The following is a 21,034-nucleotide window of genomic DNA, read 5'->3' as shown; positions in this document are numbered from 1 at the left end:
GCACGCACGGTGACTCCTCGTGGGGGGTGGTGGGGAGGAACTTCCTCCGCCACGCCGAGGAGATTACGCGTCCATGTCAGGCCTGATTGAGGAGTGATCAAGCCCAATCATCCGTGCGGCATTTCGGTGCATCGGGAAGAAATTCTTGTGTGCTTCCCGGAGTTTGAGATCCCGACGTAACGGTGGAGCGGACGGAGGCGGGTGGTGTGTCCGGATTCGATCGCCGGAACCAGCCACCCGCCGTAGCGATGTGATCTCCCGTTAACAGAAGAGATCATGGCTGAAAATCGCCGTCCGAGAGCGCGTCGGAGAGCCCTCGGGGAACCGTCAGCGAACCGGTTGGTACACCCGCTCGACACGCTGCGTTCCACTCAGCGTCCGGTACGAGCGCGCCCAGGCCGTCGTCGCGGCCGGGTCCTTCTTGTCGGAGACCGTGTAGTAGTCCATCTGCGAACGCTCCGACGTCACGTCGAGCACGCCGTAACCGTGGTGGTCCATGTCCACCCACTTCACGTGCCGGTTGGCGGCCCTGACCGCGCCGGCGGCCACCACCGAGAGCGTCCCCGGGGCCACGTGCAGCAGGTCGTCCAGGTTGTCCGAGGTCACCGAGGTCACCACGAACTCGGTCGCCGCGGAGGCCGAGAGCGGGTACGTCGCCGCCTTCACCGGTACGTCGTTGGCCCAGGCCATGTGGATGTCACCGGTCAGGAAGACCGTGTTGCGGATCGCCCGCGAGGTCAGATGGGCGAGCAGCTCCTTCCGGTCGTCCGTGTACCCGTCCCACTGGTCCACGTTGACCGCCAGCCCCTCCTTCGGCAGGCCCATCAACTCGGCCAGCGGCTCCAGGAGGTGGGCGGGCAGGGCGCCGAAGGCGACCGGCGAGATCATCACCGAGGTGCCGACCAGCTGCCAGGTCGCGTCCGAGCCCGCGAGCCCGGACTTGAGCCAGTCGAGCTGGGCGCGGCCCGTGATGCTCCGCGCCGGGTCGTCGACCGAACCGCTGCCCGCCTTCGCCGGGGCGGAACGGAACGAACGCAGGTCGAGCAGGTGCAGATCGGCCAGCCTGCCGAAGCGGAGGCGCCGGAAGACCGTTCCCTCCGTGGAGGCGCGGACCGGCATCCACTCGAAGTACGCCTGCTTGGCGGCGGCCACCCGGGCCGCCCAGTCGCCCTCGGCGCCGGGGGTGTGGTTCTCGGCCCCGCCCGACCAGGCGTCGTTGGCGAACTCGTGGTCGTCCCAGATGGCGACGAACGGGTGGGCCGCGTGCAGCGCCTGGAGGTCGGGGTCCGTCTTGTAGTGGGCGTGCCGGACGCGGTAGTCGGCGAGCGAGAGGATCTCGTGGCGCGGCTCGTGCGGCCGGACGGTGTCCTTCGCCTCCGGGTAGGTGCCGCTGCCGTACTCGTAGAGGTAGTCGCCGAGGTGCAGGACCGCGTCCAGGTCGGCGCGTGAGGCGAGATGGCGGTACGCGGAGAAGTGGCCGGCCTCCCAGTTCGCGCAGGAGACCACGCCGAAACGGACGCCGGGCGTGGCGGCGTCGGCGGCCGGCGCGGTCCGGGTGCGGGCGGCGGGGGAGACGGCGGAGTCCGCGGTGAAGCGGAACCAGTAGGAGGTGGCCGGGCGCAGACCCCGGACGTCCGCCTTCACGGTGTGGTCGGAGGCGGCGCTCGCCGTGGTCGTGCCGGAGGCCACGACCCGTGCGAAGGCACGGTCCTCGGCGAGCTCCCAGCCGACCTGGACGTCCGGGCCGAGGCCCGAGCCGGGTATCGCCTCGGGAGCGGGGGTGACGCGCGTCCAGAGCAGGACGCCGTCGGGCAGGGGGTCGCCGGAGGCGACACCGTGGAGGAAGGCGGCCGCCCCGGGCGCCGCGTGGGCCGTCGAGGCCGCGCCCAGGAGGGCGGGCGCGGCGACGGCGGTGACGGCGGCGGCCTTGACGACCGTGCGCCGGCTGGGGGCTGAGGAGAACATACGACTGGTCACGGGCAGTCAGATTACTGACGGGTACGACCGATGGGCAGGGGATATCCGGAAGTTCGCCGACCCGTCGCCCACCGGTCGCACCCCCGCGGCGGAGCCGCTTCCGGCGGAGGGGGAGGTCCGGTCAGCCCTTCAGGGCCGTGGCGACGGCCGTGTCGAACTCGGCCACCGTCATCGGCGGGTTGTCCGTGCCCGCCACCGTCACCGGCTTGCCGTCCATCTTCAGGCTCGGGGTGCCCGTCACGCCGCTGTCGTCGAAGGCCTTCGACATCTTCATCGCCCACGCGTCGAAGGTGCCGTCCTCGACGTTCTTCTTGAACGCGGCGTTGCCCTTGAGGGCCGGGACCGAGTCCGCCACCTCCAGGAGGTAGGAGTCCTTGGCGAACTTGTCGTCGTTCTCCTCGGGGTGGAACTCCGTCGAGTAGAGCGCCGCCTTGTACTTCAGGAAGGCCTCGGGGCTGACGTTCAGGGCCGCGCCGAGCGCCGAGAGCGCGTTCTTCGAGCCCTCGCCCGTGGCGGCGTCGTCGATGAAGGTGGCACCGATGTACTTGATCTTGTACTTGCCCGCCTCGACGTCCTTCTCGACCGTGGAGCCCACGGACTGCTCGAAGGTCGCGCAGACCGGGCAGCGCGAGTCCTCGTACAGCTCCAGCGTCTTCTTCGCGGACGCCTTGCCGACGACGACGGTCGTGCCGTTCGTGCCCGTGGTGTTCTTCGGGGCGGTCACGCTCGCCTTCGCCGCGGCCTCCCACGCGGAAGGCTTGTTGGACTGCACCACGGCGTAGCCGATGCCGCCGGCGGCGGCCAGTACGGCCAGGGCCGAGACGCCGACGACGACCTGCCGGCGCGTCCGGTCCTTCTTGGCCTGGCGCTCGCGCTCGACGCGCAGCCGCTCGCGGGCGGCGGCCTTGTTGGACTGGGAGTTGCGTGAGCTCATGATCGTGTTCTCCGTGAGGGTGGGAAGAGAAGAGAGAGGACTGCGTGCCTGCGGGGCCGCGCTGCTCAGACGAGAGCGAGGCCGGGGCACGGAGGTCCCCGCCGTCCCACGGAGTGCGTGAGGAGCCGGGTGCGGGAGGGCCGCGGCCGTCCCGCGGGCCGCCCGGCGCGCCGAGGCGCCGGGCCACCGGTACGGATGAGGGCCGCCACCAGGAGCAGCGGCCGGAACGCGAAGGCCGCCACCGCGCCGAGCAGCCGGGCGAGCGCCCGCTCCCCGCCGCGCAGCCAGGCCGCGGCCGAGAGCCCGACGCCGACATGGGCGAGGAGCAGCAGCCACGGCAGCGCCGGGTCGGGGGAGCTGAGGAGCGCGGCGGCGGTCCCGCTCTCGGGGGCCACGACGCCCGGCAGCGGGGTGCCCACGGCGCCGCCGCAGAACACCTCGACGCCCACCGCGCGCAGCGAACCGGCGACCGGGCCGCCGGCGGGGCCGTAACAGATCGCCTGGCCGCTGGTGAAGAGCGTGTCGGCCGCCAGTTCCAGCGGGACGAGGAGGCCGGCGATGGGGCCGAGGCCCCGCTCGCGGCCGGCCAGGGCGTACGCCACGGCGAAGACGCCGACCGCGACCGGGACGACCGTCCCGAGCGGCAGCGGCACGCGCGAGAGCAGCACGTGGGACGCCACGGACAGCGTCACGACCAGTGTCGTGAAGAACGCCGCCCGCAGCGCTCTCAGCTGCGTCCCTGCCATGTCCATCGTCGTGGAGTGTGCCATGCCGGTCCGTAAGACGTCCCTAAAGGAAGTCTGTGGACGGTCCCGGCGGCCCCTACAGTCCCGGGATCCGGCCGTTGCGGAAGAGGTCCACGAAGATCTGGTGGTCGGCCCGCGCGCGTGCCCCGTAGCGGTGCGCGAAGTCCACCAGGAGGTCTCCGAAGCCCTCCTCGTCGGCGGCGATCGCCGCGTCGATGGCCCGCTCCGTGGAGAACGGCACGAGCGAGTGACCGCTGGAGTCGTCCGCCGCCGCGTGCATGGTCGCCGTGGCCCGGCCCAGGTCCGCGACGGTCGCCGCGATCTCGTCCAGGTCGTCGATGTCCGACCAGTCCAGGTCCACGGCGTACGGCGAGACCTCGGCGACCAGCTGCCCGGAGCCGTCCAGCTCCGTCCAGCCCAGCCACGGGTCGGCGTGCGCCTGGAGCGCCCGCTGCGAGATCACGGTGCGGTGGCCCTCGTGCTGGAAGTACTCCCGTACCGCCTGGTCCGTCACGTGCCGGGAGACCGCCGGGGTCTGCGCCTGCTTGAGGTAGATCACGACGTCGTTCTCCAGGGCGTCGCTGTTGCCCTCCAGGAGGATGTTGTACGAGGGGAGGCCGGCCGAGCCGATGCCGATCCCGCGCCGTCCGACGACGTCCTTGACCCGGTACGAGTCGGGGCGGGCCAGGCTGGACTCCGGGAGGGTCTCCAGATAGCCGTCGAAGGCCGCCAGGACCTTGTACCGGGTGGCAGCGTCCAGCTCGATCGCACCGCCGCCCGCGGAGAACCGGCGCTCGAAGTCACGGATCTCCGTCATCGAGTCGAGCAGCCCGAAGCGGGTCAGGGAGCGGGCCGCGCGCAGGGCGCCGAGCAGCGCCCCGTCGGCGGTCTCCAGGGTGAAGGCGGGCACGTCGTCCCCCTTGGCACCGGTCGCGAGGGCGTGGATGCGCTCCCGGTAGGCGGCGGCGCAGATCCGGACGAGCTCGGTGATCTGCTCGTCGGAGAGCGCCTTGGCGTAGCCGACGAGGGCGAGCGAGCCGGCGAGCCGCTTGAGGTCCCAGGTGAAGGGGCCCACGTAGGCCTCGTCGAAGTCGTTGACGTTGAAGATCAGCCGTCCGTTGGCGTCCATGTACGTGCCGAAGTTCTCGGCGTGCAGATCGCCGTGGATCCAGACCCGGCCGGTGCGCTCGTCCAGGTAGGGGCCGCCCTGGGCCTCCTGCTCCAGGTCCGCGTAGAAGAGGCAGGCCGTTCCCCGGTAGAAGGCGAAGGCGGAGCCGGCCATCTTCCGGAACTTGACGCGGAAGGCCGCGGGGTCGGCCGCGAGGAGCTCGCCGAAGGCGGTGTCGAAGACGGCGAGGATGTGCTCACCGCGCTCGGCGACGGTGGGCTGGGGGACCGACATTCGAGGTGCCTCCTGGTACCGGACGTGCTGAAAGACTGTTCATGACAATTGGGACAGGTGTTCCCTGCCTCTCAACGCGCGACCCTAGCCGTGAGTGCCCGACGCCTGTCAGTCCGGAGACGTAGACTTCCACGCTGTCCCCCCAGACTGCCCGCAGCCTGTCGACTCCTGTTTTCCGGAGGCCTTCCGCCGTGACCAAGCCGCCCTTCACGCACCTCCACGTCCACACCCAGTACTCGCTGCTGGACGGTGCCGCGCGGCTGAAGGACATGTTCGACGCGTGCAACGAGATGGGCATGACGCACATCGCGATGTCCGACCACGGCAACCTGCACGGGGCGTACGACTTCTTCCACACGGCGAAGAAGGCCGGGGTCACGCCGATCATCGGCATCGAGGCGTACGTCGCCCCCGAGTCCCGGCGCAACAAGCGGAAGATCCAGTGGGGCCAGCCGCACCAGAAGCGGGACGACGTCTCCGGTTCCGGTGGTTACACCCACAAGACGATCTGGGCGGCGAACGCCACCGGACTGCACAACCTCTTCCGGCTCTCCTCCGACGCGTACGCCGAGGGCTGGCTCCAGAAGTGGCCCCGGATGGACAAGGAGACCATCTCCAAGTGGTCGGAGGGGCTCATCGCCTCCACCGGCTGCCCCTCCGGCGAGCTGCAGACCCGGCTCCGGCTCGGCCAGTTCGACGAGGCCCTCAAGTCGGCCTCCGAGTACCAGGACATCTTCGGCAAGGAGCGGTACTTCCTGGAGCTGATGGACCACGGCATCGAGATCGAGCGCCGGGTCCGCGACGGGCTCCTGGAGATCGGCAAGAAGCTCGGCATCCCGCCGCTGGTCACGAACGACTCGCACTACACCTACGCGCACGAGTCGACCGCGCACGACGCCCTGCTCTGCATCCAGACCGGCAAGAACCTCTCCGACCCGGACCGCTTCCGGTTCGACGGCACCGGCTACTACCTGAAGTCCACGGACGAGATGTACGCCGTGGACTCCTCGGACGCCTGGCAGGAGGGCTGCCGCAACACCCTCCTGGTCGCCGAGCAGGTCTCCACCGACGGCATGTTCGTCGAGAAGAACCTCATGCCGAGGTTCGACATCCCGGAGGGGTACACCGAGGTCACCTGGTTCCGCGAGGAGACCATGCGCGGCATGGCCCGCCGCTTCCCCGGGGGCATCCCCGAGGACCGCATGAAGCAGGTCGAGTACGAGATGGACACGATCATCTCGATGGGCTTCCCCGGCTACTTCCTCGTCGTCGCCGACTTCATCATGTGGGCGAAGAAGCAGGGCATCGCCGTGGGCCCCGGCCGAGGCTCCGCGGCCGGCTCGATCGTCGCGTACGCCATGGGCATCACCGACCTCGACCCGATCCCGCACGGACTGATCTTCGAGCGCTTCCTCAACCCCGAGCGCATCTCGATGCCCGATGTCGACATCGACTTCGACGAGCGCCGGCGCGTCGAGGTGATCCGGTACGTGACGGAGAAGTACGGCTCCGACAAGGTCGCCATGATCGGCACCTACGGCAAGATCAAGGCCAAGAACGCGATCAAGGACTCCGCGCGCGTCCTCGGCTACCCGTACGCCATGGGCGACCGGCTCACCAAGGCCATGCCCGCCGACGTCCTCGGCAAGGGCATCGACCTCAACGGCATCACCGACCCCTCGCACCCGCGCTACAGCGAGGCCGGCGAGATCCGCGCGATGTACGAGAACGAGCCGGACGTCAAGAAGGTCATCGACACCGCCCGGGGCGTCGAGGGTCTGGTCCGCCAGATGGGCGTCCACGCCGCCGGCGTCATCATGTCCAGCGAGCCGATCGTCGACCACGCGCCGATCTGGGTCCGGCACACCGACGGCGTGACCATCACCCAGTGGGACTACCCGCAGTGCGAGTCGCTCGGCCTGCTCAAGATGGACTTCCTGGGCCTGCGCAACCTCACCATCATGGACGACGCCGTCAAGATGGTGAAGGCGAACAAGGGCATCGACCTCGACCTGCTCGCCCTCCCCCTGGACGACCCGAAGACCTTCGAACTGCTCCAGCGCGGTGACACCCTCGGCGTCTTCCAGTTCGACGGCGGGCCCATGCGCTCGCTGCTGCGGCTGATGAAGCCCGACAACTTCGAAGACATCTCCGCCGTGTCCGCCCTGTACCGGCCGGGCCCGATGGGCATGAACTCGCACACGAACTACGCCCTGCGCAAGAACAAGCAGCAGGAGATCACCCCGATCCACCCCGAGCTGGAGAAGCCGCTCGAAGAGGTGCTCGCGGTCACCTACGGCCTGATCGTGTACCAGGAGCAGGTGCAGAAGGCCGCCCAGATCATCGCCGGCTACTCGCTCGGCGAGGCCGACATCCTGCGCCGCGTGATGGGCAAGAAGAAGCCCGACGAGCTGGCGAAGAACTTCGTCATCTTCGAGGCCGGAGCCAAGAGCAAGGGCTTCAGCGACGAGGCCATCAAGGCCCTCTGGGACGTCCTGGTCCCCTTCGCCGGCTACGCCTTCAACAAGGCCCACTCGGCCGCGTACGGCCTGGTCTCCTACTGGACCGCCTACCTCAAGGCCAACCACCCCGCCGAGTACATGGCGGGACTGCTCACCTCGGTCAAGGACGACAAGGACAAGTCCGCCGTCTACCTGAACGAGTGCCGGCGCATGGGGATCAAGGTCCTGCCGCCCAACGTGAACGAGTCCGAGTCGAACTTCGCCGCGCAGGGCGACGACGTGATCCTCTTCGGCCTCTCCGCCGTCCGCAACGTCGGCACCAACGTCGTCGAGTCGATCATCAAGTCGCGCAAGGCGAAGGGGAAGTACTCCTCCTTCCCGGACTTCCTCGACAAGGTCGAGGCCGTCGTCTGCAACAAGCGCACCGTCGAGTCGCTGATCAAGGCCGGCGCCTTCGACGAGATGGGCCACACCCGCAAGGGTCTGGTCGCCCACCACGAGCCGATGATCGACAACGTGGTGGCGGTCAAGCGCAAGGAGGCCGAGGGACAGTTCGACCTCTTCGGCGGCATGGGCGACGAGGCGACCGACGAGCCCGGCTTCGGCCTCGACGTCGAGTTCTCCGACCTCGAGTGGGAGAAGTCCTACCTGCTCGCCCAGGAGCGCGAGATGCTCGGCCTGTACGTCTCCGACCACCCGCTCTTCGGCATCGAGCACGTCCTGTCCGACAAGACCGACGCGGCGATCTCCCAGCTCACCGGCGGCGAGCACTCCGACGGCGCGGTCGTCACCATCGGCGGCATCATCTCCGGCCTCCAGCGGAAGATGACCAAGCAGGGCAACGCCTGGGCCATCGCCACCGTCGAGGACCTGGCCGGATCCATCGAGTGCATGTTCTTCCCCGCCACCTACCAGCTGGTCTCCACCCAGCTCGTCGAGGACACCGTCGTCTTCGTCAAGGGACGGCTCGACAAGCGCGAGGACGTTCCCCGGCTGGTCGCCATGGAGCTGATGGTCCCCGACCTGTCGAACGCCGGGACCAACGCGCCGGTGATCCTCACCATCCCGACGGTCAAGGTGACCCCGCCGATGGTCAGCAGGCTCGGCGAGATCCTCAAGCACCACAAGGGCAACACCGAGGTGCGGATCAAGCTCCAGGGCCCCCGCACCACCACCGTGCTGCGGCTCGACCGGCACCGGGTGACGGCCGACCCGGCGCTCTTCGGCGACCTGAAGGTGCTGCTCGGCCCGTCCTGCCTGGCCGGTTAGCCCGCACCGCAGTCCTCACGGACAGCCCTCGCCTCCGCGGGAGGGCCCGCGCACGGGCGAGAGCCCGTGTACGCGCAGGGGTCCGCGCACGGGCGAGGGTCCGTGCACGCGCAAGGGGCGCGCCCGTCGTCACGGGCGCGCCCCTTTGCCGTACGCGAAGGCCGTCAGTTGTGGCCGAAGCGCTTCTGGCGGCCCTTGCGGGCGACGTCGCTCGGCAGGACCTGCGAGGCGCGCTGCGACGCCTCGGACTCCATCGCCGACTGCTGCGCCTGCTGGGCGCCGCGCTCGGCCGGCGACTGCTGCTTCTGACTGCGGTTCTGGTTGCGGTTCTTGGCCATGGTGATGCCTCCTCAAAGGGACCTAGGGGCCAGGGCCGCTGTCAGACTCACATACGGCATGAACCGCCGCATTTTGGATCATTACGGAGCGTAGGGTCCCTGGGGGCGTGACATCCGCCACGCCGATGATCCAGTTCCGACCGTCGAGCCCCCGGCCTTCGGGCAGACTCGAAGGAAATCCGAAGCAACTTCCGATCCCGAGGTTCCCGAAAGAGGGTGGAACACGTGGACCGCTGCGTCGTCCTGGTGGACGCCGGCTACCTGCTGGGTGCCGCCGCCAGTCTCCTCGCCGGGGAACCGGCCCGTTCCCGGATCACCGTCGACCACGCCGGGCTCATCCAGCAGCTGCGCCAGCGCGCCGAGGCCGAGACCGCGCTGCCCCTCCTGCGCATCTACTGGTTCGACGGCGCGCCCGACCGGGTGCCCCAGCCCGAGCACCGCAGACTGCGGGTGATGCCCCGGGTCACGGTCCGGCTCGGCGCCCTGACGAGGAGCGACGGACGCTGGGCGCAGAAGGGCGTCGACGCGGCCATGCACACCGAGCTGACCGAGCTCGCCAGGAACCGGGCCTGCTCCGACATCGTGCTCGTCACCGGCGACGGCGATCTGCTGCCCGGCCTGATGTCGGCCAAGGAACACGGCGTCGCCGTCCACCTCTGGGCCGTCCAGGCCGCCGACGGCGACTACAACCAGTCCGAGGACCTGGTCGCCGAGGCCGACGAACGGCGGGTCCTCGACCGGGCCTGGATCACCCGGGCCGTCCGCGCCAAGGACCTCACCGGGATCTGCGCGCCCCCGCCCGCCCCGCGCCCCGAGATCGCGGCCATCCTCTCCGCGCCGCTGCCCGAGGCCGCCCTCGCCTCCGCCGAACGGGCCGCCGACGAGGCGGCGGCGGCCGCGGCCTCCGGAGAAGCCCCCACCGCCCACGGCAACGGCCACGCCCGGGGCAACGGCCACCGGGGCAACGGCCACCCCGGCTCCAACGGCCACGTCCGCGAGGACGACCACGGCCACGGCGCCGACGTCCCCGCCCCCGCTCCCGGCAAGGGCGTCCCCACGCCCAAGGACCTGGCGGGACTGCGCGGCCCCGGCACGGGCGCCGCCACCCCGGGCGCCCCCGTGCCCGCGAGCGCGCTCCGCTGGTCCTCCGACCGGGGCTGGGTCGAGCGCCCCGCCCCCGCCCTCGGCGAACCCGCCGAGACCGCCTCCCTGCCCACCCTCGCCACCCTCACCAGCGCCGAGCAGCGCTGGGCGGACCGCGAGGAGGACATCACGACCGTCGGCGGCGACCCGTTCGAAGTCGGACAGGTGTTCGCCCGCCGGTGGATGGAACGGCTTCCCGAGCAGAGCCACGTGCAGAAGCTGTCCACCCTCTACCCCCGCATCCCGCACCGGATCGACGGCGAACTCCTCCGCTACGCCGCCCGATTCGGCCTGCTCGCCCACAAGGACGACCAGATCGACGAGCACGACCGGTACGCCATCCGGGCGGGGTTCTGGCGCGAGATCGACGTCCGGGCCGCCGCCGAACACGCCCCCGCGCCCGGAGCCGGCCCGGCGACCCCGTAGGCTCTTCCCCCGTGAGTACGGTGTGCGTGGCGCGGGATCTGGTCAAGACGTACCCCGCCACGCGCGGCGGGCGCGGTGCGCCGGCGACACCCGAGGTGCGAGCCACCGACGGGATCAGCCTCGACGTGCGCGGCGGCGAGATCTTCGGGCTGCTCGGACCCAACGGAGCCGGCAAGTCCACCCTCGTCCGCCAGCTCACCGGACTCCTGCGCCCCGACTCCGGCAGTGTCCGGCTCCTCGGCCACGACCTCGTACGCCACCCCGAGCGGGCCGCCCGCCTCCTCGCGTACCTCGGCCAGGAGTCCACCGCCCTCGACGAGCTGACCGTCGCCCTCGCCGCCGAGACCACCGGACGGCTGCGCGGCCTCACCGCCCGCGACGCGCGCGCCGAGCGCGACGCCGTCCTGGAGGAGCTCGGCCTCACCGCGCTCGCCTCCCGGCCCCTCAAGAAGCTCTCCGGCGGAGAGCGCAGGCTCGCCTGCTTCGCCACCGCGCTCGTCGGCGAGCGCCCCGTCCTCGTCCTCGACGAGCCCACCACCGGCATGGACCCGATCGCCCGGCGCGCCGTCTGGGCCGCCGTCGACCGGCGGCGCGCCGAACACGGCGCCACCGTGCTGCTCGTCACCCACAACGTCATCGAGGCCGAGACCGTCCTCGACCGGGTCGCCGTCCTCGAACACGGCCGGGTCATCGCCTGCGACACCCCCGCCGGACTCAAGGAACGCGTCGCCGGAGAGGTCCGCGTCGAGCTGGTCTGGCGCGACGCGGCCCCCCTCCACCTGCCCGAGGTCGCCGCCCTGCGCGAACTCGCGCAGGAGACCGGGCGGCGCTGGATCCTCCGGCTCGCCCCCGACGCGGCCCGCGCCGCCGTCGCCACCGTCACCGGCGGGGCGGCGTTCGCCGCGCTCGACGACTTCACCCTGGCCACGCCCAGCCTGGAGGACGTGTACCTGGCGCTGGGCGGCGCCACGCAAGGACTGGTGAAGGCATGACCCGCGTTCCGTCCGTGACCGTCAGGAGCTGTACGCAGTGAGCACCGTGCCCGCCGAGGCCCTGCCGACCGGCGCGCCCGCCGCCCTGAGCCGCGACGACGACGGGGTCGCCGCCGCGCCCCTCGCCCCCCGCGCCCGGCTGCTGCCGTCGATGGCCGCTGTCTACCGCGCGCAGCTCTCCCGCGCCCGGGTCGCCCGCATCCCGCTGCTCTTCGTGGCCACCTTCCAGTCCATCGGGATCATGGTCCTGATGCGCGGGGTCGTCGACGGCGGCTCCGAGGCGCGCGCCGTCGTGGCCGGCTCCACCGTCCTCGTCGTCGCCTTCGTCGCGCTCAACCTGCTCGCCCAGTACTTCGGGCAGCTGCGGGCCACCGGCGGCCTCGACCACTACGCCACGCTTCCCGTGCCGCCCGCCGCCGTCGTCCTCGGCGCGGCCGGGGCGTACGCCTCCTTCACCGTGCCCGGGACCGTGGTCACCGCCGTCGCCGGCTCCGTGCTCTTCGGGCTGCCGCTCGGCCAGCTGTGGATCCTCGCCGCCGTCGTCCCGCTCGCCGGAGCGGCGCTCGCCGGACTCGGCGCGGCCCTCGGCCTCCTCGCGCCCCGGCAGGAGCTGGCCACCCTCCTCGGCCAGCTCGGCATGTCGGCGGCGCTGCTCCTCGGCGTGCTCCCGGCGGAACGGCTGCCCGGGCCCATCGGCTGGGCCCGGGACCTGCTGCCGTCGACGTACGGCGTGGAGGCCATGGCCCGTACCTTCGAGCCGCGTCCCGACTGGGCGGCCGTCGCCCTCGACCTCGCCGTGTGCGGGGTCGTCGGCGTGCTCTCCCTGGCCGTCGCCACCTGGGCGTACCGGCGGGCCGCCGTCCGCTGAGGCGGGTCACGGACACACCTGGCACGATGGCGGGGTGACCGCACCCCTGACTCCGCCTCACCAGCCGCCGCACGATCCCGACTGGCCGCCGCCGCCCCCGCCCGCGCTCGGCCCGGCCGGGGACCCGATCACGGCGGCCGAGGTGCTGCAGGGCGTTCTGGTGACCGTCGTCTCGGCGATCGCGGGGGCGCTGCTCGGAGTGCTGTGGCTGAACCTGGCCCCGCGCGTCCTGCTCATCTCGGACGGCAAGGGGGTCTACCTCCGCAACTCCGAGGGGGAGGCGGCCATCGGCTCGGACGGGACGTTCGTCCTTCTCGCGCTGGCCTTCGGCGCGGTCGCCGCGCTCGTGGTCTTCCTGCTCCGCCGCCAGGGCGGCGTCCCCCTGGTGCTCGGTCTGGCCCTGGGCGGCGGGGCGGGGTCGCTCCTCGCCTGGGGCCTCGGGACGTACTTCGGCCCGGCGCGGGACGTGGTCGCCCACGCGAAGGCCGTCGGCCCGAACGTCACCTTCGAGGCGCCGCTCGAACTGAACCTGGCGGCCGCCGCGATGCTGGCCTGGCCGCTCGCGGCGATGATCGTGCACCTGGCGCTCACGGCCCTCTTCGGCCCGCGCGACCCGGAACCCGAGCCGTGGGACCGGGCGAAGGCGTACTGACCCGCACCCGTCCTCGGAGCGCGCCGCCGCCGTCCGTCAGGCGCGCCCGATGGGGGCCACCACCGCCGAGGTGAGGGCCGCCAGATCGGCGGGGGAGAGCTCCACCTCAAGGCCCCGCCGGCCCGCCGAGACGCAGATGGACGCGTGGTCCGAGGCCGAGGAGTCGAGCACCGTGCGGAGCCGCTTGCGCTGGCCGAGCGGGGAGATGCCGCCCCGGACGTAGCCCGTGGTGCGCTCCGCCGCCGCCGGATCCGCCATCGCCGCGCGCTTGCCGCCGACCGCCGAGGCGAGCGCCTTGAGGTCGAGCTGGCCCGCCACGGGGACCACCGCGACCGTCAGCTCGCCGTCGACGTCCGCCACCAGCGTCTTGAAGACCCGGTCGGGGGAGACGCCGAGGGCCTCCGCCGCCTCCTCGCCGTACGAGGCGGAGGCCGGGTCGTGCTCGTACGCGTGCAGGGTGAACGGGGTGCCGGCCGCCGTCAGGGCGACCGTGGCCGGGGTGCCGCCGGTGTTCTTCTTCTGCTTCTTCGCCACGCGCTCCTCCTCGGATCGGACCGGCTCGGCCCGGCTCAGTTCGGGTACGTCGGGGCCTGCGTCAGGTCCACCACCGGCAGCGACGGCAGATGCCGCAGCACCGCGGTCTCCGCGCGCAGCAGCGTCAGCTCCTCACGCAGCCGCGTCGCCGTGTCCGGGGCCTGGAGGAGCCGCTGCTTGGAGGGCGTGTCGAGCACCGCGGCCGCCGCGACCAGGTACGACACCACCGACGGGTCGTCCGGCAGCTCGCTCGTCGTCAGCGACCGCTCCCGAGCCCCCGCCAGCCGCTTCTGGTAGCTGCGGAAGGCCCGCAGGACCCCCTCGGAGAGGGTGCCGGCCTCCTCGCCCTGCTCCTCCGGGATCTCCTCGATCTCGGCGACCAGGAACGGCCCGCTCGCGTCGACCGACAGCAGCTTCACCCGGATCGTGCCGGTGGCCATCACCTCGAAGCTGCCGTCCGCGCGCTCCCGGATCGACGCCGCGTCGGCGATGCAGCCGACGCGGTGGAAGGACTGGATCGGGTCGGAGCCGAAGCCGGCGGCCGGGCCCTTCTCCGGCAGCGCCGTCTGGTCCGGCATCCCCGGAGCGGTCGGGGCGACCTCGCGGCCGTCCCGGATGGCGACGACGGCGAAGCGGCGCGGCTCCGAGTCGTCGATCGTGAGCAGCTCGCGCATCATGGCGCGATAACGCTCCTCGAAGACGTTCAGCGGCAGAACGAGGCCCGGGAACAGCACCGCGTTGAGCGGGAAGAGAGGCAGGCGAGCGGTGGTCACAGCGGTCAGCCTAATGGCCGCCGGGCCCGCCCCGTCCGGCCCGTCCACGTCCGGTCTCCCAGAGCGGTGTGCGGCGGGCCAGCTCGGCCCTGACGCGGTCCCGCGCGGCGAGGAACCCGCGCAGCGGATCCTCCCGGACGGCGCCCCGCCCGACACCCCGTGCGGCGCCCCACGGGAACGAGGTCGCGTGCGCCCCGATCCGGCCGAACTCCTCCCGCGCCTCCTCCCACCGCGCCCGCTCGACCAGCACGTACGCGAGCAGGTTGCGGACCTCGGCCGGCCACGGGTCGCCCGTCGGGAAGACCTCCGAAAGGGCGAGCGCGCGGTCCGCCGCCCGGTCGACCCGCGCCGCCGGCACGGACGGGTCCCGGTCCTGCGGCACCCGGAGCCGGTCGTGGGCGGCCCGGACCGGCAGCGCCCGGACGAGCGAGTCAGGGGCGGCGTCGTCCGCCGCCTGCTCGGCGAAGTCGAAGGCGGCGCGGTGCGAGCCGTACCACTGGGCGGAGAGGTACTTCAGGGCCGCGACGTGGCTCCCGTAGTGGTGCGGGGAGCGGCGCACGGCCTGCTCCCAGAGCGATTCGAAGACGGAGTGCCCGGCGTGCGCCCCGCGGGCGTGGTCCAGGGCGAGCCGCCACGGCACCGGGTCGTGCGGGGCCTCGGCGGCGACCGCGTGGATCAGCGGGCCGAGCTCGCGCAGCCGCTCGGCCCGGGCCGGCGACTCCCAGGCCCTGCGGACGGCGAGCTGCGCCGTGACGAGCAGGGCGTCGGGGTCGCCGGGCGCGACCGAGAGCCAGTGGGTCAGCCAGCCGTCCCTGCTGTACGCGAAGGTGGCGAGCCGGGTGACGTACCGGTCGCGGTCCTCCCACTCGCCCGTGTCCCGGGTGGTGGCGAGCAGTTTCGCGGCGGGCTCCGGATCGGCGAGGGCGGCGGCGACCAGCGCGGGGGCGAGCCGCTCGTCCGGGGCGTCGAGCAGCACGTCGTCGTCCGGCACGAACCCGGCGGCGAGCCGCGGGGCGTGCCGGACCGCGCGGGCGGCGCCGATCAGCGCTCGGAGGAAGGACATGGTGCGACATATTCTCTCCCGGCCCCTCCTGTGACGGCAGCCTGTCTCACGCTCCGTACACCAAACCTCCGCGCCTCACCCCCTGCTCAGCAGTCGGGTCGCGCCGGCCGCCACCGTCGTCGCCAGGATCCAGCCGAGCAGGATCAGGACCGCGGCCACCCACTGCCAGACGCCTTCGAGCCGCCAGTAGCCGTCCTGCCCGAGGTTGATCACCGGGAGCAGCAGGTCCAGCGCGTACAGCGGACCGTTCCACGCGGGGGACTCCTCCGCCTTCAGCGGTATCGGCCGGTAGCGGGAGAAGGCCACCGTGCCCGCCCCCCACAGGACCGCCATCCACAGCGCCGCCCGGCCCGGCCGGTAGCCGTAGGCCACGGTCCAGTCCTGGAGGTATCCCCACAGCTTCCCCGCCACCGGCAGGGTCTCCCGTCTGCGCCGCTGCTTGGCGAGCAGCACCTCGCGGGCGTCGGCGTCCTCCCCGCTGGCGCGCAGGACCGTGGCGAGGCGTTCGTACGGCTCGGGGGCGTACTCCGGGGTCGCGGCGGCCACCCACTCCAGGCGCCGGGCCAGCGGGAAGTGTCCGTACGGCACGAGGTTCTCGTAGGCGAAGCCGCCCATCGCGAGGCCGCCGGGGCCCGGCCAGCTGGTCGACAGGTCGATCAGGGTGACGACCTTGGCGCCGTTGAGCACGACCCGGCCCTCCTCCGGCCGCTCGCCGTTGAACCGGAGCTCCGGGGTGACGATCCGGCGCAGGGAGACCTCCTCCCGGCGGGCCCCGCTCAGCACGAACCGGGCGTAGTGCAGGTCCACGGCGTCGCCGAAGCGGCCGTCGTCGAGCCGCACCCCGCCGTGGCACTCCACCGGCTTGCGGCGGGCGCCCTGGGCGGGCGTCACCCCGTACGGCGGGGTGGCCGTCGCGTTCCCCGCCGGTCCCGCGCTCCCCGACTCCTCGTACACCCAGGCCGCGTTCAGGTAGAGGGAGCGCTCCACGGTCAGCTGCGGTGCGTTCAGCGCGCGGCGGCCCTGGGCGCCGCGCAGGACGCTGCCGCGCAGGCTGAGCGAGACGCCGACCTTCGCCCCGCGCAGGCTCAGCTCCCCGTGGGTCTCGATGAGCTCGGCCTGGAGGTCCTGGGCGACCACGAGACCGTCCGCCGTGATCGCGCGGCCCCGCCGGTCCGGCCACACCTGGATCTGGTTGACGAGCAGGTCCGTGCCGATCTGCGCGTCCGTGAGCCGGATGCCCCGCTTCACCCGGCAGCGCGGCAGGTGCAGGTCCCCCTCGGTGTGCAGCCGGGCGGCCTCCAGGCGCGGCAGCGCGCACTCCACCAGCCTCAGGGTGCCGAAGCGGGCCTCGGGCAGCACCACCTCGTCGTCGAACCGGCAGCAGTGCAGCTCGACGTACGGCCCTATCGTCCCGCCCGCCAGGTCGAGCACGCCGGTGATCCTGACGCCGCGCAGCTTCAGCGCGGCCACCCGCCCGGACCGCGCCGGCGGCCCGGCGAGCAGCAGCAGCGCCACCACGTCGGCGCGGACGCTCCGCTCCTCCCCCCACTCCCGTCCCCCGAAGGGATCGTCCCGCTCCGCGATCCCCTCCGTCAGATCGCACGTCCTGCCGATGCGGAACGCCCGCCACACGGCCCGCTCCGGGCCCGTGAGACCGTCCGGCATCCCGTCCTCGTGCGGCTCGGTCACTGCCGCCCCCCTCGCTTTCCACGTTCCGTTCCCACGATTCCCCGACCCCCCTTCCGGGGTTTCGTGGATTCGTACAGCCGTTCTTCCCGCTGAGTGACGGGCTGAACGCTAACGGTCAGGAGTGGCGACAAGACGCCAGTGTGGCGTGTATCAGCCAGTGATACAGGCGTCCGACGCTGTGGGCCGTCTGCGAGAATTGACCCGTGATCTCTCGAATCGATCTGCGCGGCGAGTCCCTCCCCGAGGGTTCCGCCCTGCGTGACCTGCTGCCCCGTGCCGAGTTCGACGTGGAAGCCGCCCTGGACAAGGTGCGGCCGATCTGCGAGGACGTCCGGCATCATGGCGCGGCCGCGGTGATCGACTACGGGGAGAAGTTCGACGGCGTCCGCGTCCCGAGCCTGCGCGTCCCCGCCGAGGCGATCACCGCCGCCCTCGACACCCTCGACCCGGCCGTCCGCGCCGCCCTCGAGGAGTCCATCCGGCGCGCCCGTCTCGTCCACCGCGAGCAGCGCCGCACCACCCACACCACCCACGTCGTCCCCGGCGGCACGGTCACCGAGAAGTGGATCCCGGTCGAGCGCGTCGGTCTGTACGTGCCGGGCGGCCGCTCGGTCTACCCGTCCTCCGTCGTGATGAACGTCGTCCCGGCCCAGGAGGCCGGCGTCGAGGGCCTGGCCGTCGCCTCGCCCCCGCAGAAGGAGTTCGGCGGACTCCCGCACCCGACGATCCTCGCCGCCTGCGCCCTGCTCGGCGTGGACGAGGTGTACGCCGCCGGCGGCGCCCAGGCCATCGCCATGTTCGCGTACGGCACCGCCGACAGCGCGGACGCCGGCGGCGAGCCCGGCTGCGCCCCCGTCAACCTGGTCACCGGCCCCGGCAACATCTACGTGGCCGCCGCCAAGCGCCTCCTCAAGGGCCGCATCGGCATCGACGCCGAGGCCGGCCCCACCGAGATCGCGATCCTCGCGGACTCCACCGCCGACCCCGTGCACGTCGCCGCCGACCTGATCAGCCAGGCCGAGCACGACCCCATGGCCGCCTCCGTCCTCGTCACCGACTCGGAGGAGCTGGCCACCGCCACCGAGGCCGAGCTGAAGACGCAGGTCGCCGCCTCCAAGCACGTCGACGACCGGATCGTCCCGGCCCTCGCCGGCCGCCAGTCCGCCATCGTCCTCGTCCGCGACCTGGCCGACGGCCTCACGGTCGTCGACGCGTACGGCGCCGAGCACCTGGAGATCCAGACCCGCGACGCCGCCGCCGTCGCCGACCGCGTCCGCAACGCGGGCGCGATCTTCGTCGGCCCCTGGTCCCCGGTCTCCCTCGGCGACTACTGCGCCGGCTCCAACCACGTCCTGCCCACCGGCGGCTGCGCCTGCCACTCCTCGGGCCTCTCCGTGCAGTCCTTCCTGCGCGGCGTGCACATCGTGGACTACACCCGCGACGCGCTCGCCGACGTCGCCCACCACGTGGTGACCCTCGCCGAGGCCGAGGACCTCCCGGCCCACGGCGCCGCGATCAAGGCAAGGTTCGGATGGAAGGTGCCGGAGACCAAGTGACCGGAATCAGCGATCGATCCCCCTGGGACGAGCTCCCCGTCCGGGACGAGCTGAAGGGCAAGTCCCCCTACGGCGCGCCCCAGCTCGACGTCCCCGTCCAGCTGAACACCAACGAGAACCCCTACCCGCTGCCCGAGCCGCTCGTGGCCCGGATCGCGGAGCGGGTCGCCGAGGCGGCCCGTACCCTCAACCGCTACCCCGACCGGGACGCGATCGAGCTGCGCACCGAACTCGCCCGCTACCTCACCCGCACCGGCGGGCACCCGGTCGCCGTCGAGAACGTGTGGGCGGCCAACGGCTCCAACGAGGTCCTCCAGCAGCTGCTGCAGACCTTCGGCGGCCCCGGCCGCACCGCCATCGGCTTCGAGCCCTCGTACTCGATGCACGCCCTGATCGCCCGCGGCACCGGCACCGGCTGGATCTCCGGCCCGCGCGACGAGGACTTCACGATCGACCTCGCGGCGGCCGAGCGGGCGATCGCCGAGCACCGCCCGGACGTCGTCTTCGTGACCTCGCCCAACAACCCCACCGGCAGCGCGGTCGCCGCCGAAACCGTCCTCGCCCTGTACGAGGCGGCCCAGGCCGCCAAGCCCTCGATGGTCGTCGTCGACGAGGCGTACGTGGAGTTCAGCCACCGGGACTCGCTGCTGCCCCTCATCGCGGGCCGCCCGAACCTGGTGGTCTCCCGCACCATGTCCAAGGCCTTCGGCGCCGCCGGACTGCGCCTCGGCTACCTCGCCGCCCACCCGGCCGTGGTCGACGCCGTCCAGCTGGTCCGGCTGCCGTACCACCTCTCGGCCGTCACCCAGGCGACCGCGCTCGCCGCCCTGGAGCACACCGACACCCTCCTCGGGTACGTCGAGCAGCTCAAGGCCGAGCGCGACCGGCTCGTCACCGAGCTGCGCGGGATCGGCTTCGAGGTCACCGATTCGGACGCCAACTTCGTGCAGTTCGGGAAGTTCCCCGACACGCACGCGGCCTGGCAGCGGATCCTCGACCGGGGCGTCCTGGTCCGGGACAACGGCGTACCGGGATGGCTGCGGGTCACCGCCGGCACCCCCGAAGAGAACGACGCGTTCCTCGACGCGGTTCGTGAATTGATGAAGGAGCAGGAGCGATGAGCCGCGTAGGCCGCGTTGAGCGCACCACCAAGGAGACCTCCGTCGTCGTCGAGATCGACCTCGACGGCACCGGAAAGGTCGACGTGTCGACCGGGGTCGGCTTCTACGACCACATGCTCGACCAGCTCGGCCGGCACGGTCTGTTCGACCTCACCGTCAAGACCGACGGCGACCTGCACATCGACACGCACCACACCATCGAGGACACCGCCCTCGCCCTCGGCGCCGCCTTCAAGCAGGCCCTCGGCGACAAGGTCGGCATCTACCGCTTCGGCAACTGCACCGTCCCGCTGGACGAGTCGCTCGCCCAGGTGACCGTCGACCTCTCCGGCCGCCCGTACCTCGTGCACACCGAGCCCGAGAACATGGCGCCGATGATCGGCTCATACGACACGACGATGACCCGGCACATCTTCGAGTCCTTCGTCGCCCAGGCCCAGATCGCCCTGCACATCCACGTCCCGTACGGGCGCAACGCCCACCACATCGTGGAGTGCCAGTTCAAGGCCTTCGCCCGCGCCCTCCGCTACGCCTCCGAGCGCGACCCGCGCGCCGCCGGCATCCTCCCCTCCACGAAGGGCGCGCTCTGACCGTGAACGGCCTCTCCACCATCCTCATCGTCGTCGGGCTCTTCCTGCTCGGCGGCATCTACTCGTTCGTCAAGCAGGACATGCCCAAGGGCGTCGTCGTGCTCGTCGCCATCGGCGCCGCGATGTGCCTCGGCGCCGGTGTGCTCCGGCTGGACGTGTGGTCATGACCACGAGCACCCCCAAGAAGGTCGTCGTCTTCGACTACGGCTTCGGCAACGTCCGCTCGGCCGAGCGCGCCCTCGCCCGGGTCGGCGCCGACGTCGAGATCACCCGTGACTACGACACCGCGATGAACGCCGACGGACTGCTCGTCCCCGGCGTCGGTGCCTTCTCCGCCTGCATGCGCGGGCTCAAGGAGGCCCGCGGCGACTGGATCGTCGGCCGCCGGCGCGCCGGCGGCCCCCCCCGGGGGGGGCGCAGCGGCGGGCGGGCCATACACATAGCCCCCCGCACAGCGCACCGGGGGGGGGCCGAGGGGCGCGCCGCGGGGGCCGGGGCC

The 21,034-nt window shown here is 72.2% G+C and carries 18 protein-coding genes and 1 pseudogene; 10 read left to right on the top strand and 9 right to left on the bottom strand.

Features of this window, described 5'->3' with window-relative positions:
- Positions 1-327 precede the first annotated feature (327 nt).
- The 4 genes from ABT129_RS35490 to ABT129_RS35475 all read right to left on the bottom strand — a co-directional run bounded on the left by ABT129_RS35490 (position 328) and on the right by ABT129_RS35475 (position 5,059).
- Positions 328-1,977 carry an alkaline phosphatase D family protein gene (locus ABT129_RS35490; protein WP_351909926.1) on the bottom strand — a complete coding sequence of 550 codons (1,650 nt, stop codon included), beginning with the start codon at positions 1,975-1,977 and terminating at the stop codon, positions 328-330.
- A gap of 121 nt (positions 1,978-2,098) precedes the next feature.
- The gene (locus ABT129_RS35485) at positions 2,099-2,911 is read right to left on the bottom strand and encodes a thioredoxin domain-containing protein (protein WP_351909924.1); all 813 of its coding nucleotides are present in this window, start codon (positions 2,909-2,911) and stop codon (positions 2,099-2,101) included.
- Between the two features lie 65 nt (positions 2,912-2,976).
- Positions 2,977-3,663 carry a hypothetical protein gene (locus tag ABT129_RS35480; protein WP_351909948.1) on the bottom strand — a complete coding sequence of 229 codons (687 nt, stop codon included), beginning with the start codon at positions 3,661-3,663 and terminating at the stop codon, positions 2,977-2,979.
- 70 nt (positions 3,664-3,733) lie between these two features.
- A complete protein-coding gene (locus ABT129_RS35475) occupies positions 3,734-5,059 on the bottom strand; it encodes a DUF2252 domain-containing protein (protein ID WP_351909922.1) in 1,326 nt (441 codons plus the stop codon).
- A 191-nt stretch (positions 5,060-5,250) separates the two neighbouring features.
- Here ABT129_RS35475 and dnaE point away from each other — a divergent pair, with 191 nt between their 5' ends.
- Complete coding sequence (dnaE, locus tag ABT129_RS35470; RefSeq protein WP_351909920.1) at positions 5,251-8,790, top strand: DNA polymerase III subunit alpha; 3,540 nt, start codon at positions 5,251-5,253, stop codon at positions 8,788-8,790.
- A 164-nt stretch (positions 8,791-8,954) separates the two neighbouring features.
- On the opposite strand, the gene ABT129_RS35465 is transcribed toward dnaE, so the two are convergent.
- The gene (locus tag ABT129_RS35465; RefSeq protein ID WP_167346844.1) at positions 8,955-9,128 is read right to left on the bottom strand and encodes a hypothetical protein; all 174 of its coding nucleotides are present in this window, start codon (positions 9,126-9,128) and stop codon (positions 8,955-8,957) included.
- A 216-nt stretch (positions 9,129-9,344) separates the two neighbouring features.
- Between ABT129_RS35465 and ABT129_RS35460 the strand changes: the two genes are divergently transcribed.
- From ABT129_RS35460 to ABT129_RS35445, 4 genes are read left to right on the top strand one after another with little or no spacing between them, the layout of a single operon-like run.
- On the top strand, positions 9,345-10,697 hold the full coding sequence (locus ABT129_RS35460) for an NYN domain-containing protein (protein ID WP_351909918.1): 1,353 nt from the start codon (positions 9,345-9,347) through the stop codon (positions 10,695-10,697).
- A 20-nt stretch (positions 10,698-10,717) separates the two neighbouring features.
- On the top strand, positions 10,718-11,689 hold the full coding sequence (locus ABT129_RS35455; RefSeq protein ID WP_351909946.1) for an ABC transporter ATP-binding protein: 972 nt from the start codon (positions 10,718-10,720) through the stop codon (positions 11,687-11,689).
- Positions 11,690-11,726: 37 nt separating this feature from the next.
- Entirely contained in the window at positions 11,727-12,557 is an 831-nt protein-coding gene (locus ABT129_RS35450) for an ABC transporter permease (protein ID WP_502982014.1), read from the top strand.
- 34 nt (positions 12,558-12,591) lie between these two features.
- Positions 12,592-13,209, top strand: a complete 618-nt coding sequence (locus tag ABT129_RS35445) for a DUF2567 domain-containing protein (protein WP_351909916.1) — start codon at positions 12,592-12,594, stop codon at positions 13,207-13,209.
- 36 nt (positions 13,210-13,245) lie between these two features.
- On the opposite strand, the gene ybaK is transcribed toward ABT129_RS35445, so the two are convergent.
- From ybaK to ABT129_RS35425, 4 genes are all read right to left on the bottom strand, one after another.
- Positions 13,246-13,743, bottom strand: coding sequence for a Cys-tRNA(Pro) deacylase (ybaK, locus tag ABT129_RS35440; protein ID WP_351909914.1), 498 nt, complete (start codon positions 13,741-13,743; stop codon positions 13,246-13,248).
- A gap of 35 nt (positions 13,744-13,778) precedes the next feature.
- On the bottom strand, positions 13,779-14,516 hold the full coding sequence (locus ABT129_RS35435) for an LON peptidase substrate-binding domain-containing protein (protein ID WP_351909912.1): 738 nt from the start codon (positions 14,514-14,516) through the stop codon (positions 13,779-13,781).
- 10 nt (positions 14,517-14,526) lie between these two features.
- Positions 14,527-15,579 carry a hypothetical protein gene (locus ABT129_RS35430; protein ID WP_351909910.1) on the bottom strand — a complete coding sequence of 351 codons (1,053 nt, stop codon included), beginning with the start codon at positions 15,577-15,579 and terminating at the stop codon, positions 14,527-14,529.
- A gap of 75 nt (positions 15,580-15,654) precedes the next feature.
- Complete coding sequence (locus ABT129_RS35425) at positions 15,655-17,268, bottom strand: oxidoreductase (RefSeq protein WP_351909908.1); 1,614 nt, start codon at positions 17,266-17,268, stop codon at positions 15,655-15,657.
- Positions 17,269-17,471: 203 nt separating this feature from the next.
- On the opposite strand from ABT129_RS35425, the gene hisD reads away from it, so the two are divergent.
- The 5 genes and pseudogenes from hisD to ABT129_RS35400 all read left to right on the top strand — a co-directional run.
- Entirely contained in the window at positions 17,472-18,824 is a 1,353-nt protein-coding gene (gene hisD, locus ABT129_RS35420) for a histidinol dehydrogenase (RefSeq protein WP_351909906.1), read from the top strand.
- Complete coding sequence (locus tag ABT129_RS35415) at positions 18,821-19,945, top strand: histidinol-phosphate transaminase (RefSeq protein ID WP_502982013.1); 1,125 nt, start codon at positions 18,821-18,823, stop codon at positions 19,943-19,945. Before hisD ends, ABT129_RS35415 begins: the two co-directional genes overlap by 4 nt.
- Positions 19,942-20,535 (top strand): imidazoleglycerol-phosphate dehydratase HisB, encoded by a 594-nt coding sequence (hisB, locus tag ABT129_RS35410; RefSeq protein ID WP_351909904.1) that lies wholly within the window; start codon positions 19,942-19,944, stop codon positions 20,533-20,535. The genes ABT129_RS35415 and hisB overlap by 4 nt, the downstream gene beginning before the upstream one ends.
- Positions 20,536-20,537: 2 nt before the next feature.
- On the top strand, positions 20,538-20,702 hold the full coding sequence (locus tag ABT129_RS35405) for a CG2302 family histidine operon protein (RefSeq protein ID WP_351909902.1): 165 nt from the start codon (positions 20,538-20,540) through the stop codon (positions 20,700-20,702).
- Positions 20,699-21,034: pseudogene (locus ABT129_RS35400) on the top strand (imidazole glycerol phosphate synthase subunit HisH); the annotation flags it as partial. The gene ABT129_RS35405 and the pseudogene ABT129_RS35400, both read left to right, overlap by 4 nt.

Origin of the sequence: Streptomyces sp. NPDC002057 (assembly GCF_040296665.1) — a bacterium.
In the GTDB taxonomy this organism is placed as follows: Bacteria; Actinomycetota; Actinomycetes; order Streptomycetales; family Streptomycetaceae; genus Streptomyces.
This window is presented reverse-complemented; position numbering and strand designations above follow the sequence as displayed.